The 16188-nt window shown below is 54.0% G+C and carries 17 protein-coding genes; 9 read left to right on the forward strand and 8 right to left on the reverse strand.

The window, feature by feature from the left end; genetic code table 11:
- Positions 1-14: 14 nt before the first annotated feature.
- Together FJ146_04895 and FJ146_04900 are read left to right on the forward strand one after the other, a co-directional pair.
- Positions 15-200: a hypothetical protein gene (locus FJ146_04895; protein MBM4251284.1), complete on the forward strand. Its 186-nt coding sequence runs from the start codon at positions 15-17 to the stop codon at positions 198-200.
- A gap of 1 nt (position 201) precedes the next feature.
- Entirely contained in the window at positions 202-2148 is a 1947-nt protein-coding gene (locus tag FJ146_04900; protein ID MBM4251285.1) for a tetratricopeptide repeat protein, read from the forward strand.
- A 7-nt stretch (positions 2149-2155) separates the two neighbouring features.
- On the opposite strand, the gene FJ146_04905 is transcribed toward FJ146_04900, so the two are convergent.
- The 4 genes from FJ146_04905 to ftsY are packed head-to-tail and all read right to left on the reverse strand — an operon-like array spanning position 2156 to position 5799.
- Positions 2156-2944 carry an SDR family oxidoreductase gene (locus tag FJ146_04905; protein MBM4251286.1) on the reverse strand — a complete coding sequence of 263 codons (789 nt, stop codon included), beginning with the start codon at positions 2942-2944 and terminating at the stop codon, positions 2156-2158.
- The gene (galE, locus tag FJ146_04910) at positions 2937-3947 is read right to left on the reverse strand and encodes a UDP-glucose 4-epimerase GalE (GenBank protein MBM4251287.1); all 1011 of its coding nucleotides are present in this window, start codon (positions 3945-3947) and stop codon (positions 2937-2939) included. Before galE ends, FJ146_04905 begins: the two co-directional genes overlap by 8 nt.
- Complete coding sequence (mtnC, locus tag FJ146_04915) at positions 3944-4669, reverse strand: acireductone synthase (protein MBM4251288.1); 726 nt, start codon at positions 4667-4669, stop codon at positions 3944-3946. The genes galE and mtnC overlap by 4 nt, the downstream gene beginning before the upstream one ends.
- Positions 4670-4680: 11 nt before the next feature.
- Positions 4681-5799 (reverse strand): signal recognition particle-docking protein FtsY, encoded by a 1119-nt coding sequence (gene ftsY / locus FJ146_04920; protein ID MBM4251289.1) that lies wholly within the window; start codon positions 5797-5799, stop codon positions 4681-4683.
- A 214-nt stretch (positions 5800-6013) separates the two neighbouring features.
- Here ftsY and FJ146_04925 point away from each other — a divergent pair, with 214 nt between their 5' ends.
- From FJ146_04925 to FJ146_04950, 6 genes are all read left to right on the forward strand, one after another.
- Positions 6014-6709 carry a phosphoribosylanthranilate isomerase gene (locus FJ146_04925; protein ID MBM4251290.1) on the forward strand — a complete coding sequence of 232 codons (696 nt, stop codon included), beginning with the start codon at positions 6014-6016 and terminating at the stop codon, positions 6707-6709.
- Positions 6703-7470 carry a hypothetical protein gene (locus FJ146_04930; GenBank protein ID MBM4251291.1) on the forward strand — a complete coding sequence of 256 codons (768 nt, stop codon included), beginning with the start codon at positions 6703-6705 and terminating at the stop codon, positions 7468-7470. Before FJ146_04925 ends, FJ146_04930 begins: the two co-directional genes overlap by 7 nt.
- Positions 7471-7592: 122 nt before the next feature.
- Positions 7593-7820: a hypothetical protein gene (locus FJ146_04935; protein ID MBM4251292.1), complete on the forward strand. Its 228-nt coding sequence runs from the start codon at positions 7593-7595 to the stop codon at positions 7818-7820.
- Positions 7821-7851: 31 nt separating this feature from the next.
- Entirely contained in the window at positions 7852-8451 is a 600-nt protein-coding gene (locus FJ146_04940; GenBank protein MBM4251293.1) for a hypothetical protein, read from the forward strand.
- Between the two features lie 64 nt (positions 8452-8515).
- Entirely contained in the window at positions 8516-10303 is a 1788-nt protein-coding gene (locus FJ146_04945; protein ID MBM4251294.1) for a hypothetical protein, read from the forward strand.
- A gap of 128 nt (positions 10304-10431) precedes the next feature.
- On the forward strand, positions 10432-10860 hold the full coding sequence (locus tag FJ146_04950; GenBank protein MBM4251295.1) for an integration host factor: 429 nt from the start codon (positions 10432-10434) through the stop codon (positions 10858-10860).
- Positions 10861-10949: 89 nt separating this feature from the next.
- Here FJ146_04950 and FJ146_04955 read toward each other — a convergent pair whose 3' ends face one another.
- The 3 genes from FJ146_04955 to FJ146_04965 are packed head-to-tail and all read right to left on the reverse strand — an operon-like array spanning position 10950 to position 14216.
- Positions 10950-11783, reverse strand: a complete 834-nt coding sequence (locus FJ146_04955) for an ABC transporter permease (protein ID MBM4251296.1) — start codon at positions 11781-11783, stop codon at positions 10950-10952.
- Entirely contained in the window at positions 11746-12669 is a 924-nt protein-coding gene (locus FJ146_04960; protein ID MBM4251297.1) for an ABC transporter permease, read from the reverse strand. Before FJ146_04960 ends, FJ146_04955 begins: the two co-directional genes overlap by 38 nt.
- A gap of 17 nt (positions 12670-12686) precedes the next feature.
- Positions 12687-14216 carry an ABC transporter substrate-binding protein gene (locus FJ146_04965; GenBank protein ID MBM4251298.1) on the reverse strand — a complete coding sequence of 510 codons (1530 nt, stop codon included), beginning with the start codon at positions 14214-14216 and terminating at the stop codon, positions 12687-12689.
- A gap of 176 nt (positions 14217-14392) precedes the next feature.
- Between FJ146_04965 and FJ146_04970 the strand changes: the two genes are divergently transcribed.
- Positions 14393-14953 carry a hypothetical protein gene (locus FJ146_04970; protein ID MBM4251299.1) on the forward strand — a complete coding sequence of 187 codons (561 nt, stop codon included), beginning with the start codon at positions 14393-14395 and terminating at the stop codon, positions 14951-14953.
- 21 nt (positions 14954-14974) lie between these two features.
- Here FJ146_04970 and FJ146_04975 read toward each other — a convergent pair whose 3' ends face one another.
- Positions 14975-15907 carry a hypothetical protein gene (locus FJ146_04975; GenBank protein ID MBM4251300.1) on the reverse strand — a complete coding sequence of 311 codons (933 nt, stop codon included), beginning with the start codon at positions 15905-15907 and terminating at the stop codon, positions 14975-14977.
- Between the last annotated feature and the right edge of the window lie 281 nt (positions 15908-16188).

Consider the following 16188-nt stretch of genomic DNA (forward strand, 5'->3'; position numbering starts at 1 on the left):
GAGAGGTTACTACTATGGCAAAGCTGATTGCACTCATAATACTTGGGAATATCATCGTCACAGGAATCTATCTTGGACAGCGGCAAAGCACCATTTCAGGGACAACATGCCTCAAAGTGGGCAGCTATTTCTTCCTGAGCTTTGTGGCGCTCGCATATTTTTTACGCCTAGTCCCAGAGTGGATTGAGCCACGGTTATAACATGCAGCGCCAATCCACAGTTCTATGGCTACTATTGGTGGGCGGCGCCCTCATGATGCTCGTCGGCTTTTGGCCTGTGCTCGGGAACGGTTTTGTTAACTGGGACGATCCCTATAATTTCATCAACAACTACTTCTTTCGGGGCCTAAACCAGGAACATTTGGTTTGGGCATTGAGCACGCGGCATTTAGGTGTTTATCAGCCAATTGCGTGGCTCATGCTTGAACTAGAGTATGTAATGTTTGGTCTTAAGGCTGAAGCTTTTCATCTCGTCAGTTTGGTCATACATGGGACAAATACGCTGCTCCTCGGATTATTTGCCCTCAGAGTCCAGACTCTATTCCGGGCACGGGAATTGACCCCAGTTGAGGTCTCATACATTGGCGCTGGCACGTTATTTTTCGCTTTGCATCCCCTACGCGTAGAGGCAGTGGCCTGGGCCTCCTGCCAACCCTATCTGGTCTGCCTCTTCTTCCTTCTGGCAAGCCTTGTTTGTTTTATGGAGAGCAAGCGATGCCAGAAGCATCAAGGACAGCACAATGCCGCGTCGATCTCGCGCAAGTGGTCCGTAGGCTCGCATGCTGCGTGGTCTGGAGGCACGCTGGTGTTTTACGTCGCAGCCTGCCTCAGCAAAGCTACTGCTGTTTTTTTCCCGGTGCTTTTGATCACCGTAGATTATCTCTGGCATAAGTCCCAGTCGCAGACTTTTAAAGTTCCAGAAGTTCTGTTGCGCCGGACCCCTTATTTTTTGGTGTCGATGCTCACTGCTGGATTTGCCATCTGGGCACGATCAGAAATTCATCAGAGTCCTTATGTATTGCGGTTGCCGCTAATAAATAGACTGGCCATGAGCTCTTATGCGATGGGTGTTTACCTTAGCAAAACTTGCCTTCCCGTGAATATTTCCCACTACTATCCTCCGCCTGATTTGCTCCAACCATCGAACATGGTAGTGGCTCTCCTGCCGCTAGTCTGCCTGATGGTCGTTGTTCGGAAGCGCAAAAGTGCCCCTGCCCTAATGCTTGCCTTTGGTGTATTCACGGCAGCCTTGGCGGCAAATCTCGGTATCTTTCAGATCGGATCCACAGTGGCTTCTGACCGCTATACTTATGTTGCGACTGCAGCAGCGATTTGCGTCCTTGCCTGCGGCACTCAGGTATCGGCGCAACGTCGTTTCAGAACCATATTGATTCTACCAATTTTGCTCGCACTCACGTGGGCTGCAAGATCGCAGAGCCAAATTTGGCGCGACTCCATCACGCTCTGGCGCCATGCGCTCGCCAAGGGTGGCGACGTAGCCGAAGATGTACACAACAATTTGGGCCTGGCCCTTGACGAAAGCGGCAACGCCGCAGAGGCTGAGACTGCCTATAAACGCGCCGTAGCGATCAATCCTGCGTATGGCCTAGCGCATACCAACTTGGGCATTCTATATGTGAAGCAGGCTAAATTTGACGATGCGTCGAGGCATTTTGCTACTGCCATCGAACTTGATCCCGAAGCTAACGAGGCGCTGAATGGCCTCGCCTATATCAAATTCCTCCAAAACGATCTCGCCGATGCGGCCAAGCTAAACGACATAGCTCTCAGCCTGCGCCCGAGCGACCTGAGTAACTTAGAACTGAAAGCTCAACTCGAGAGCCGGCGTGGACATTTTGATCTAGCTCTTGAAACAGCCAAGCGCGGCCTCGCATTTGAACCGAATCACGCCTCGCTACTCAATACTCTAGGCGCGATTCAAATGATGGTCGGGCAATTCGATCAAGCCAAAATATCATTCGAACGTGCTATCGCGGTGAGACCAGAGTTTGTTGAACCTATCGTCAACTTAGCCGACATTCTAGTGATGATGGGTGACCCAGGGGGCGCCCAGGACAAGTACCGGACGGCTCTCAAGATCGATCCCAACCATGCCAAAGCTCGCCGCGCGATCGGCGGGAATCCCTAGAGACCACCTACCAATTCGTTGGATCTGACTCAAACCCGTTCACCAGGAAGCCACCGTCAACAGCGAGACATTGGCCGGTAATATAGGAAGCCGCAGGCAGGCAAAAGAAGGCAATCGCTGCCGCCACCTCTTGGGCGTCACCGACGCGACGCATGGGTGTACGTGCAACGATGGCATTAGTTTTTACTGGATTAGAGAGTAATGCGGCGGTTAACGGAGTGGTGATGTACCACGGCGCAACGCAGTTCACCCGGATACCATCCCTAGCCCAATCGCAAGCCAAATTTTGCGTTAATTGACCGAGGGCGGCCTTCGTCATAGCGTACGGAGCACCAGTCCCCAGAGATGTTTGTCCTGCCACCGACGACACATTGACTACCGCACCAGCACCCGATGCCTTGAGTTGTGGGTATAACGCGCGGCAAAGTTCTACTGCTGCCATCAGATTGGTGCGGAATATGGTGTCAATTTCTGTGCGTGTGTAGTCTGTGAAAGGTTTGCGCAGATTGGTACCCACATTATTGATCAGGATATCTAAAGGCGCATCGCTGTCCCCAACTTGAGCTCTGACATACTCGATGCCTTGAGCTTCTGTAAGATCCGCCTGCAGTGTCGTGATCTGTAATCCAAGATTTGCGGCCTCTGCCTCTAAAGTTGCCAGATCCGCGGCACCTCTAGCTACGGCGTGCACAGCGGCACCAAACTCTGCCAAAAGCAAGGCCGTGGCACGGCCTATGCCTTTACTGCCGCCAGTGACCAGCGCCCTCTTGCCGTCGAGTCGCCAGCCCTCAAGCATGCTTTTGCCCACGCAGCTTCCGCTCCCATTCGTAGGCATGCTTCACAATCGTATCGAGATGATCGTAGCGTGGCTGCCAAGAGAGTAGGCGTCGAATTTTACTGGCGTCGGCGACGATACTGGCGACATCACCTGGACGCCGCGGCGCTAAATCTACGGGAAAGTCTCTACCGCTCACACGTTTGACGGCCGCCACGACATCGAGTACCGACGAGCCATGACCGTAGCCACAATTGAGTAGTTGGCTATCTCCGCCACGCAGCAAATGTTCAAGTGCCAAGATATGGGCACTGGCTAAATCTTCGACATGAATATAATCGCGCACACAAGTGCCATCGGGAGTTGGGTAGTCGGTACCAAACACCTTAAGCCGCTCGCGTTTACCTACGGCAACCTCGCAGGCCACCTTGATTAAATGCGATGCTTCGGGCGTCCTTTGGCCCATGCGTAGTTCCGGATCGGCTCCTGCAACATTAAAATAGCGGAGTATGACATGACGTAAGGCGTGAGCTGCACTCATATCCCGCAGCATCTGCTCACTCATCAACTTGGACCATCCATACGGACTTTCGGGGGATGTGGGAGCCGTCTCATCCACAGGCACCATGCGCGGTTGGCCGTAGGCAGCTGCCGTGGAGGAAAAGATGATATTTTTAACGCCCAGCTCAGCGGCCGTAGTGACAAGACGCAGCGTATTGACGGTGTTGTTGCTGTAATACTTTTCCGGTTGCGCCACCGACTCATCAACACGGATCGCCGCCGCAAAATGAATGATCGCGGATATCTTGTGCTTACCAAAGATCTGCTTGAGTAAGGCAGTGTCACCGACATCGCCCTGATAAAAGATCTCGTTATGGACTAAGGCATCACGAAATCCCGTGGAAAGGTTGTCGATCACTATGACCTGAAAGTCCCGCTCTGACAGCATGCGAGCCACATGGCTGCCGATGTAACCACAGGCTCCGGTAACCAGGATATTGGGCTTGGTGCCAGTAAGACTCATGAGATTCTCCTACTCTTGGTGCTAATGATCGCGTCAGCAGCGTAAAAATCGGTGGCATGGGATATACCAGGGGCTGGCTCGGTGCCGTGTCGCACGACTTGAAGTGTATTGAGACCGGCCTCGGAGGCTGCGTGTAGCTCTGCCGCAACATCCGAGAGAAACCACATTTGCGCTGGCTTCACTTGCAATGTATTCGCGATGACAGCATAGGACTCTGGCAATTTTTTGCCTCCGACGCCGGTGTCGAAGTGGTGGCTAAAATAATGCCGCAAATCACCGTGATTCGTGTGCTCAAAAAGTAAACGCTGCGCCTGGACGGAACCAGATGAATAAATTCCTAAGGGATGCCCCCGCTGGACCCAGCCTTTGAGCTGCGGCGGCACATCGTCGTAGACCGCACCACAGTAATCCCCCCGGCGGTAACCGGCCTCCCACATGATGCCTTGGATAGTCTTTAATGCAGGATGCTTGCGATCCTCGTCGATCCAACTCTGGAGACATACAACGAGATCATCAGTGACGACTGCGCGCGACTGCTGCTGAGAAATTTCCCGGCGCACCACATCCAAAGCCTCTGCCACCTCAGGGTGGCCTTGGTTTGTGGCCAGAAACTCGGTCAAATATTGCCTGGCGTAGGGAAATAGCACCTCATGGACGAAGCTGACAGGAGTCGTAGTGCCTTCGATATCGAGTAGTATAAAAGGACAATCCCCGCTCTGCATATTACCCCGCACTAGAACAAAGAATCGGCAAAATCAGCTGGATTAAAAGGCCGCAAGTCCGCGGCTGATTCTCCAACCCCGACGTAACGGATTGGCAATTTAAACTGCTCGGCAATGCTCAGGAGCACGCCGCCCTTGGCCGTGCCGTCTAACTTGGTGACTATGAGACCGCTCAGCTTGACCACTTGACTGAATGCCTTAACCTGCTGCAGCGCATTCTGTCCCGTCGTGGCGTCTATCACTAGCCAAGTCTCGTGCGGCGCTCCTGGCAAATCACGGCCGATAATCCGATTGATCTTACCGAGCTCGTCCATCAATTCTTGCTTGGCGTGTAATCGACCTGCGGTGTCGATCATCAACACATCGATGCCTCGCGCCACGGCAGCTTTGACCCCGTCATAGGCGACTGCCGCAGGATCTGCACCCTGCTTGTGCTTGACCACATCGACACCGAGACGCTCGCCCCATACCGATAGTTGCTCAATCGCAGCGGCGCGGAACGTATCAGCTGCGGCAAGGAGCACTTTCTTCTCGGCGGCGAGAAAATGCGCCGCAAGTTTACCAATCGTAGTTGTCTTGCCTACTCCATTGACACCGACCACCAAAATGACCCAGGGACCACTAGTTGGTTGATTGAGCGGATGAGTAGCACTCTGCGACAATATGGCAGCAGCACGCTCCTTCAGGGCCCTAGTGACAGCCTCAGGGTCTGCAGCCTGCTGATTGGCTAAGCTGCGTCGCACGTGATCGACCAAGGAATCAGCAGCGGCGACACCAATGTCGGCACGATAGAGGGCAGCATGAAGCTCTTCCAGCAACTGCTCGTCAATCTTAGCGCGACCACCGAAAATTTGACCAAGATTCTGCTGCAGACTCTGCCGACTGCGACTAAGTCCTGCCTTTAAACGCTCGAGCCACGAGGCCCGGTCCGTGGCGCGCACTGCCTTAACTTCAGCTGCTTCAGCTGCAGTTTCGCTCGCCTCAACGGCAGTGACCTCTACCACCTCGTTAAGGGTGACCTCGCCCTCCTGCTCCCCTAGTGGAAACTCGTCCTCCGGAACTTCCGGTAGTCCCTTAGAGAGAAGGTCAGCCTCCTGGCGGAGTTCCTGCTCCTCGCGGCGATTGCGCATCCATACCACTACCGCGTAGAAGGCGACAAACGCCAATACAACGAGGAGGGGGCCGCCGATCAGAATCCACGTATCTGGATCACTGCCCGCATGCATCAGGATGTCATAGGGGTCTTTAGTGGTGGTGCTATCCATAGGTTGCGTCGGGTCCATAAAGGTTTACCACGTCTGCGCATTGGCCGATGATTCAATTTACGGTAAAACAGATACTACTATGACCCAGCAATTAAAAACCAAAAAACCACTCTTAAAAATCTGTGGGGTCACAGTCGCTAGCGACGTCGCCACCTGCTTACAACTAGGCGTCGACTATGTTGGCTTCAACCTTTACTCGGGCTCAAAGCGCTACATCGCTCCGGCCCAGGCGAGGCTCATCTGGCTGCAAGCCAGAGATCAACACCAAGCCTCGACATTGGCCACTCTAGTTATTGTGGACCATACACCCGAACAACTAGCGACCGCATTAGTTGATTTCCCCGAGGCTCGCGTCGTCCAGGTGCACAACGTAAGAACCACTACGCAGCTAGGGTCCCTGCGTGCCGTCATTGGCGACCGCGAGCTGTGGGCTGGCGTGGCCGTTCACGAGGCGCAAGATATGGACCTGGCCGCTGCACTGCAAACACATGCCGCTCTGGTGCTGCTCGATGCGGCGGTGATCCCTATGGGAAGTACGGTCGCAGGAGGAAGCGGTCATACTTTTGACTGGAGTCTGCTGGCGAAGACTGCGGCGTTGGGTAAGTTGCCTAGGTTCGGTATAGCTGGCGGCCTCAACGATTCAAATCTGCCGGCATTAGCGGCTATTTGTAACCCGCAATTATTGGACGTTTGCTCAGGCGTTGAGACCGCACCTGGGAAAAAAGATCCCACCAAAATTGCCACACTCATACAAACAATGAGGTCCCAATGGTGAGGATATTGAGAAGGGTCTATCCGGCCCTGGCTGTGGCGCCATGGCTCATGACAACTGGTATCGCATCGGCTGACACGATGGCGCGCCTGCCCAGCGACGAACTCGAAATCACTGATGACAGCGAAACTAACGAACAGCTGCGCCAGCACCCATGGATCAGATACGTGCGTCGTTTTCGCGCCGATCATAATTTTGCTCTGGTAGCCGGTGGGGGCAGAGGCACTTATTTGATCGAAAGTTTCGGTGCACTCAAGGGTGCCAGAATTGATTCAGGCTCAGCTTGGGCCAAGCTACAATACAGCTACCACGTGCCACTTTACCGTGGCTTTGGCTACATACTTGGATCATCCCTGGGATACCAGTACTCACCGCGAGAGGCTCTCCGCCCGTTTCAACCGGTGCCGATGGTGATGTTTCCGGGTATCCTTGCCGGCCTCGTGCTCAACCTAAACCCGCTGTGGCGCACAGTCGTCGCCGCCGACGTCTACATGGCCCGCGCTAACGGCATCACCTATTACGATGCCGTAGATGCGACGAAAACAGAGCATATCTCGGTGACTTTAGTGGCCTACGATAGCCTCGTTGCCATCGACTACTTTTATGATCTCAATTGGGGTCTGCGTTTGGAGGCTCATCAGCGTGCTGTTTATTATTACCGTCCCCTACAGCAGCCGGGCGATACTGCCGTCTACGCCGCAGATGCGCTATTTCGCCTCGAGGATCGGTGGTACGGCATTGGCGTTGTTTACCACCTGCTCTGACCCCTGAGCCAAACAACAGGGGTCAAGCGCCTAAAAATACTGGCATTTAATCCAAGCACAGGACCCGAGAGGCTAAGGTATTTGCGGCTTTGTGACGATAGTCTGGTCATGGGGGTGTAACCATGACAGCAAAATCCGCAACTAATGCTGGAGAAAATACCGGCGCTAAGGGCAAACTGAAAAACGCAGACAGATCAGTCAGTGACGATCTCGAATTGCTGCGGATGATCATTCAGGAGTCTCCATCGCTAAGGAATGTCGTCATGGACAAACTGCAGCAGGCCAAGACTCGTATAGACAAAGAGGCAAAAAGCCCTGGTGCAAAATTGGCGGCAAACAAGAGTAAATAGCATCGCGCAGCGTGCTTTAAGCACGTGCTTCGTGGCGACGACGTTAGTACTTAGCCTGACAAGCTGCACGCAGCAAATGTCCAATCAGCCCGCTACTGCGGAAGAGCCTCTTGAGGTTGTCGTCGAGCGCAGCAAGGCTGTGCGCCCTCAATGGATGACGGCAAGCCCAGGGCAGCTGTTCGCAGCCGGGGGCGAGATTAGGATGCTGACCACGCGCAGTCGGCTCAGCAATCTCATCTTGGGACTCAACCAAACAGAAATTGCCGCACTGGATGCGACAAAGCTGGCTGTTGCCACCAGAATTCAGGCTCAATTAATCGATTTCACTCCCAATTCGACACCACTACTCAAACAGCGGTGGCAGAGAATGGTGCTCGAGAGCACGGCCAAGGTAGCGACATCGGTGATCAAAGTTAGTGACATCTACTACGAAGGCATCACCCGGCAGGTGGCAAACGCTCAAGACCCCATACGGCAATATTACCTAGTTGCCGTTCTGGTTAGCCTACCAAAGGAAACAATTACGGGGATTTATAACGATCTCGCGCGTCGCCTAGTCAATGAGCCTGAGTCCGATTGGCAGGCCCTAGTCGCCCGCCTAAAGCAGGTGTTGGCACTAGGAACAAAATGAATACCGATGGTCGGTCCGATTAAGTCGTCGACCTGGGGCTTACGACTATAGTATTTCACCAGCCGTGAGCGACCATAGCCTAAATTTCAACGCAACGCATTTACACCTGCCAGGTTGGTGGGTGCACGCCTTTGAGGTAGCTCATCGGGCCGAGGGTGAGAGCTTATCTGCGATGCAGCAAGCTTATGCAGCCGGCTTAGCTCCAGCACTGGGGTCGCTCGAATTAAATTCCCTCGCCATGGTACTGGCCAGTTTACAAGAGCAGATTTTACGCGGTGACTACCAAAACTTGTGGGTTCGGGCCGAGGAGCATCTGAAACATGCCGGCACGATCATGCGCACCCGACGCTTCATCTTCGAAAAGATCGTACAGCTACTTGTCGGCCTGCGCCTGCTCACTCCCACAAGTGATGCGAGTATGCGATCTTTTTCCCCAGTTGCGGCCGATCGCTGGCGCCGGCTTAGCGACGATGACGCATTTGAGCTTGGGGTATCTCTAAACCCACTTGGAGCCGAACTTCTCCTTGGCCTGTCAGATGCACATAGTGACCTGGTGCGCTTTGCCTCAGGTCAAACTGAGGCGCATACCTTGCTCCGCGGGCTGGCGCCACTGACCGTCTGGCGGAGTATCTGGCTCGAACTCGCTGGCATGGAGCAGCTCCTTTACTTGCGCCTAGAGCGTGGCATGCAGTGGGAGTTCCGGTGGTTACAACTTGAAGGTATTTTCGGTATCCCGCTGGGCGAACTTTTTGCCTCCATGAGCATTCCAGAACAGCGGGGCGTCGAGCTTGCTAGCGAGCTGGCAAAGCGCTTGCGCGTTATTAACAAACTCGGGCGCAAACTCGTCGATCAAGGATTTATGGCCTCGACCGTCCAGGATCAGTACTTAGCGTTTGGTGGACCGAGTGAGCATAGACCTACGGGTCCCATGATGGTTTGGCAGGCCTCGCGTGAGCGTTTAGCCTCCGATGCCACGCATGCCTACCGGCGTGCTGCAGCGCATGCCATCGTGCAAGGTTGGTTTGGCGATAGCGAACCATTATTGCTTCAACTTTGCTTTGACGATGCCACGGTTGGCAGTGTTGCCCCCATTGCCTCAGGGATGTGGCGCGAGTTAGCCAAAATCCCTGCTGATAGACAGCCCATGCCACTCGACGTGCAACCAGGCCAAATATTGCTGCCACAGGCCCTCTTTTATGAATACTGCCTGCGTTCCCATCCCGCCTGCCTATGGCCTTTGCCATCAGGAGTCGCCGGAGGGCCGCTGGGCGAGCTCATTCGCGATCCCCGTGCGCCTGATCTTGTTGTGCGCTTTGAAAAGTTTTGGGCCTATGTGGAAAGCGATCTTGAACTCCAACAAGCCTTAAATGACGAGCCGATGATGACTCTGTCATCTGCGGCGACAAGAGGGGTCATCGAGGTCGCCACCGCATTAAGGCAGCGGCTGACTACCAGGCCTGATACCACCACCATGATGGTATCGCCGTCTGAGGCAAAACCACGGCTTATCGCACAGGTTCCCGCAGCGTCGTCAAGGGAACCGACCGCGCAGGTCAACGACAAGCCGCTGCGTCCAGCGGCGGTGTCCGGCGCCCTCGCTGCGCGCATGATGAAAACAGCATCGGAGGAGCTTGCCAAAATGCGTGCCAGCGATCTCACCCGATACGAGCAACTCAAAAAAGCCTTTTTTGCAAGCCTGGACGACACCAGTCGCAAACTTCTACTAGATGTGCAAAAACGCATTCAGCCAAACTTGTTTGATGAGCAACTACGCCAGCGTCTTGTGCGTTTTATGGTGGAAAACCCGGGTTCTTGGCGATCCGCAGATGTGAGCAGGACTAGCAACAATTGAAAAATTAAGCCGTGAGCAAAGCAAAATACGGATGATTTTTCCGTTTGAGGCTTGATTTTTAGTATGACGCCGCCTAATGTGAAATGACGGAGTTGTTGATTTCCTGACATTACGGAGGGCCATCTCACATGGCAAAGAAGACGAAGAAGCCTACCAAGGCACATGCGAAGAAGAAAACCAACGTCGCTGCTAGCGCTGCAAAAGTTGCTAAGCCTGCAAAAGTGGTAGTTCCACTGAGCAAGATCCAACCAGCTGGCACCCCTCGCACCAAGAGCGAAATCCTCGGCGTTTTGGCTGAGACCACTGGTCTTAGCAAAAAAGACGTCAGCTCGGTTTTCGCTTCCTTGAGTGACCTCATCGGCAAAGATGTGGGCAAAAAAGGCTGCGGTCTTTTCACCGTCCCTGGCCTGCTCAAAATCCGCCGCATCAACAAGCCAGCTACCAAAGCTCGTAAAGGCATCAACCCCTTTACTGGCGAAGAGACCACGTTCAAAGCTAAACCAGCTCGTAACGTTGTCAAAGTCCGCCCCCTCAAAGCTCTGAAAGACATGGTCTAATCCATTGGTCTAATCCAGTCGCTTTGATGGTGTTATGACACCTTAGCCGGATCCATTTTGGATCCGGTTTTTTGTTTTTGGGCGCTTTTTCACTGCTTCCTGGGATCTAGTAGATCGCGCATCGCGTCTCCCACGAAGTTCAGTGCCAACACTAAAAGCGCTATGGCGATGCCTGGGACTATACTTAAATAAGGTGCTTCAACCAGCACCGTTCGCCCCTGGGCGAGTAGAGCCCCCCATGACGGAGCGCCGTCCTGAGCACCTAGTCCGAGGAAGCTGAGACTTGCCTCAACCACAATCACGCCCGATAGGGAAAATGTGGCATGGACCAAAAGCGGTGTTAAGGTAGCAGGGAAGATGTGGCGCCAAAGCAAACGGGCATCTTTGGCCCCAAGCGCCCGGCTGGCGGTGACGTACTCGCGCTCCCTAATCGACAATGTTTGGGCGCGCATCAGCCGTGCAGCACTAGTCCAACCGGTTGCTGAAATAGCCAAGATCACGTTGCTGCGACTGGGACCGAGCATGGCGGCTAGAGCCATAGCAAGGAGTATCCCTGGGAATGCCATGAGTAGGTCTACTAACCTCATGAGCATGGTGTCGATCCATCCGCGCTTGTACCCAGCCACAAGTCCCACCCAGGTGCCCACGCTGACCGAAAGAGCTACCGTAAGCACAGAGATATATAAGGAGGTCCGACCTCCGTACAGCATCGCTGTCAGGACGCTACCTCCTGTCAAATCCCGGCCCAAAAGGCCGCCGGGTCCTGGCGGCATGAGGCGCATGGCGATATCAATCTCATCTGGGGCTGTCGGCGCCAGCCACGGCGCTAGCAACGCTGCTACCGTGAACGTCACGATCACGGCCATACCAAATAGCAAACGTGGATTAGTCACCCACTTGGATCCGCGGATCGACGAGCGCATAGGTAAGGTCCGTAAGTAAATTAACCAGTAGATACGTGCAGGAGAATACCAGGACACATCCTTGGACCAAGGGGTAGTCCCGGTTGTTGATGCCGTCGAGGATGAGGGTACCGAGGCCTGGCCAGTCAAAAATGCGCTCCGTGATAATAGCACCTGTAAGGAGTACCCCAAATTGTAAACCAACAACTGTGATCAGTGGTAGCGCTGCGTTGCGTAACACATGTTTGAGCACTACGGCCGATGCGCTAACGCCTTTGGCCCTAGCTGTGCGCGCGTAGTCCTCGCGCAAATGATCGAGCATCGAGTTACGGGTCATGCGACTAAGTATGGCTGCGAGCGCTATCCCAAGTGTCAGGGCTGGTAGGACGTAAGAGCTGAGACCACTGCGCTCCGATACGGGTAGCCATCCTAGATGCAGCGAAAATAGTAGAACCATCATCGGACCGAGCCAGAAGTTTGGAATTGCAATACCGGTCATAGCGAGCGCCATTGCCGCATAATCTAGCGGTCGTCCAGCCTTAACCGCACTGATAGTACCTAGGGGTAAACTCACCATCATGGCAACGATGAGGGCCAATACAGCTAGTTGCGCCGTCGCCAGCCAACGGTCAGCTATGAGCGCGGTCACGGGCTTTGTGTATATCAGCGATGTCCCCAAGTCTCCGCGCAAGACTCCTTTAAAGTAATCCAGGAGCTGCTCCAAAAAAGGTTTATCAAGACCAAGAGATGCGTGTAACTGAGCCTTATCTGCGGCCGTCGCATAAGGGCCCAATATGGCATCCGCCGGATCTCCAGGCACAACATGAATCAGTAGCGCCACGATAGTCAGCACGCCCAGCGCCACTGGTAGTAGTGAGAGTAGTCGTCTTGCGATAAATACGATCATTCTGTTGGCCCTAGATACTAATGCTTCTGCACATGAGCTAATGAACTCAAGCGACCATCAGCGTAAAGCTCGAATCCGGACACCTTGTTACTGACAACGGCAAAAACATCTTCATGCCAGAGAAACACATACGGCGATTGCTCACCAACGATCTTCTGAACTTCATTATAAATAGACTGCCGCTTAGCTTGTTCCGTCTCTATCATGCCAGCCGTCAAAAGCGCGTCTAGCGGTGGCAAGGAGAACCACCCTCGGTTGCCTCCATTTGGCGGGATACTGCTCGTAGCGAAGGCAAACCTGTAAATATCGGGATCTTTGAAGCCCACCCAAGAAAGCCCCCACAACTCCACACGCCCATGGTCCACGTCAGCCTTGAATCGGCCCCACTCCAGGGTCTCCACTTTAGTAGCAATACCAACGCGGCGCAGATCGGCGGCTATCGCCTTAGCCACAACAATCCGCGTCTGATCCGTTGTGGTTTTGTAGCTGAGCGTTAGGCGTGGTTTTTCCCCCGTTTGGGTAAAACCCGCTTGATCCAGTAGGAGTCGCGCCTGGACTGGATCGTAAGACGGGACTGAGAGACCTGATGCATGAAAGGGACTCGAGTCGGTAATCAAGGTGTCAGCATTCAGCGCCATGCCGTTTAGTACGTATTTTATGATTTTCTCCTTATCGATCGCATGAGCAATGGCGCGTCTGACTAGCCGATTTGCGAGCGTCGCGTTCCTCACATTGAAACCTAAATAAGAGGTACTGAGACCTGGCCGATGGTAGACCTTTAGATCTGGTCGCTCCCGCGCCAGAACTTTTAATTTGTCGCGACTGATACTGTTTTGGACTAAGTCTAGCTCGCCCGCGATAAGCTTGGCGTACCGCGTATTTTCGTCCTTGACGATTTTGATCACGACAGCTGAGAGGCTGGGTGGCGGTCCAAAGCCCCAGTGCGGATTTGGCTTGAGCACGGTAGCCTGTGAGTTGGCGCTCACTAGCTGAAAGGGACCGCATCCACCCACGGGAGTTTTCTCTGTGATCACTGGCCCATCGGCAAAGGCGGCCGGCAACACACCGACCGCTAGGTTTGCGACAAAACTCGCGTCTGGACTGTCCAGCGTCATCGTCACAGTCCGCTCCGAGGTGGCTGTAACGCTCTGTAGATTCTTAAACGCGGCGCGTCGCGGAGCCTTGCTGTCATGCTTCAAAAAATGCTGAAACGTAGCCACCACATCTTTGGGGCCAACCTCCTGACCATCGGCAAATCGGATGTGTTCGCGCAAATGCAACTGCAAAGTCGTAGGGGTCGTCCACTGCCAGGACGCGGCTAATCCTGGGGTGATTTGCCCATCGCGGTCAAAGTTTATGAGCGCACAATGGAGTAGGTCCTCTAAATACTGGCTATTAGCATCGACCGCATACCTTGGGTCTAGACTGCGGGGTTCAGCTTCCCAGGCCAGCACGAGCTCCGTCCCGGCGCGGGCATGGGTGCCAAGGCCGGAAATTACCGCTGCTAGCAGCCACTGGAGAGCTTTGCCAGTATCCCGAGGAACCACGCGAACCTCTTAATATTGGTGCGTTTTTAACGAGAATAGCAGTCTAACCGGGGAGAGTCCACGCTGCAAATCGCCTTGACTCTCATGGGGGAGTTGAGGCAGATCATCTCTTCAAACTACACACCCGCGTAGTCACGTTTAATCGTCTGACCTAACCGCACGAGAGATCGGCATTCATGGAACGAGTGAAGAAGCCGCGCCGCAGCACTTCGGTAGCTGCGCGCAAAGACACTAGCGAAGCCCCTGTGAGCGAACAACCCACGGTTGACCCGGATCAATTAGCCGATGAACAGGCCGTTGCCCTAGCCCAGGGCGCCCCGTTAGTGCCACGCGATCTGACCTTAACCGTGAAACTTTCGCGCCAGCTTCATTCGAAGCTCCTGCATTCAGCTCAAGACGAAGGTGTGCCGCTAGAGGCCCTGGTTCAAGAGCTCCTGGCAGAAGGGGCGACTTTACGAGCCTGGGAAATTATCGAGCGCAAATCCGCTATGCGCGGTCAGGCTTCGCCCAATAGTAGTAACAACGGTAACGGCGGTCATCGCAACTTTAACGCCCAGTTCTCCAACCCCAGACATGGTCAGGGCGGGGGGCGCAATGGTGCTCATGGTGGTGGCCGCCCCGGAGGCGGAAACGGCCGTGGACAAGGCGGTGGCAGACTGCAGACTGGGACTGCCTGGATGGATGACAAGGCTGCCTTCCTTGAATACGTACGCAATCAAGAGAAGCGGCGCCGTTAAGGCACGAAAGCTCCTGATCCGTTATCGCCCTTGTTTGGCTGCGAGTGTCGTGGTCAAACCTGATTCACGAGCGATGACCACAGCGGCTTTCACACTTTTAGCTATGAATCTTTCATAGCGTTTGAAAAGCTCTTCCCGGGCGGTTTGGGTCGTCGTTACGGCATCGGGATCTTCGATCTCCAGACAATAAGCAAGCGTACCTTGGCCCCAAAATGCCCAGTCTTCAAAGGCTCCGCCATCACCTAGCTCCGCACCGGTTTTTACCTCATAGCCTGGTAAAAGCACGCTTTGTGCGAGCAGGGCCTGGCGCCAACCAGCGTAGGCTGCAAGTTTAGCCTGATTGGGCTCGTAACCGGTTGCCTTCAGCTGACTCGGTGCCGAGGGAGTGACTACCCAATTGATATACCCGTGCACATCGATAGCAACAGTATAAGAACGGTTCTGGAATAGCTTGCGTATTGCCCTAGTCTCTGGCTCGCTAAAGCTTGCACTACCAGGATTTTCCCGACTCAGGCCCCAAAGCACGCCAAAATTACGATTTAAATTAACACCGCGACTGTTACTCCGTTGTCCCTGAACGCCACCATCGGGATTTGCCGCTGGCAACAGATCAAATTGCACACCGTTAGTCAGAAAAGGGATCAATGGCCCTTCGCCACGTGCTAGCCGCCTTGTGATCCATTGCACAAATTCCGTCGTCGCAGTCTCGTTGCCATGCAGGCCACCTTCGATCAGTACACGTGTCGGTGTATGCTGCCGCGGGGCATGAGCACGAACGGAGATTAACGAGATATCACGACTCTCAAGGCTTTTCGCGCGAGGATCACCAACGGCTTTAGCTAGAGTTGTCACTTCAACCACCGGCAGAGACAACGTCTCGGCACGCGCTAGATTGGCAGTGAACGCAATTGAGATAAAGGCAATAACAGCCGGATACGACAGCTTCAGCGACATCAACTACAACTCCGCAGGGACAGTAGCAGCAGGAAGCACGACCACGAGTCGTCGCTACTACTTGGGACGCTGCAATCTTCGCTCCATGACTTAAGAAGCTACGAGAAGTCGCGAGACGCCGAATATCTTTGGTTTTTTAAGATAAACATAAAATGATTAGTTGCGCATAGCAGCGATGACTGTCAAAAGTTTTGACAGGTTTTGGGCGCAAAAAAACCGGCACCCTTAATCACATTGTGTCGAAAGGAGGTGCCGGTCCGCATGAAGATAAATGCTCCGTC

The organism is Deltaproteobacteria bacterium (genome assembly GCA_016874735.1).
Taxonomy (GTDB): Bacteria; Bdellovibrionota_B; Oligoflexia; order Oligoflexales; family CAIYRB01; genus CAIYRB01.